The sequence below is a fragment of the Pseudotabrizicola sediminis genome, assembly GCF_004745575.1.
GTDB lineage: Bacteria > Pseudomonadota > Alphaproteobacteria > Rhodobacterales > Rhodobacteraceae > Pseudotabrizicola > Pseudotabrizicola sediminis.
In genome coordinates, this window is sequence record NZ_RPEM01000075.1 from 1 (window position 1) to 370 (window position 370).

Below are 370 nucleotides of genomic sequence, written 5' to 3' on the forward strand. Positions count from 1 at the left end.
AGATAAATCCAGCCCTCGCGGGTCCAGATACAGCTGATATCGCCCGCCCATTTTTGGTTGGGTCGATCCGCCGTGAAGTCACGCTCCAGCAGGTTCGGTACGATGTTGAACTTATGGTCGCTGTCTGTCCCTCGTCGGGGAAATGATCCCCCGGATCATTTCCTGACCCTCCTCGACCTTGAATTTGCGTGTTCTTTCAACAACGATCCCGTTCTCACGCACCAGGCGCCCGACGCGCCGGTGCCCCACATCGATGCCGACTTCCTTCAAATCCGCGATCATTCTCGGCCGACCATGGCTGCCCAGACTTAGGCGCGCCATCTCCTTGATGTGCGCCAGAACGACCATGTCCATGTGCTGCCTGCGGCTG

At 58.4% G+C, this 370-nt stretch carries 1 pseudogene; it reads right to left on the reverse strand.

The window, feature by feature from the left end:
* Positions 1 to 370, reverse strand: a pseudogene (locus EEB11_RS19360) (IS3 family transposase); the annotation flags it as partial.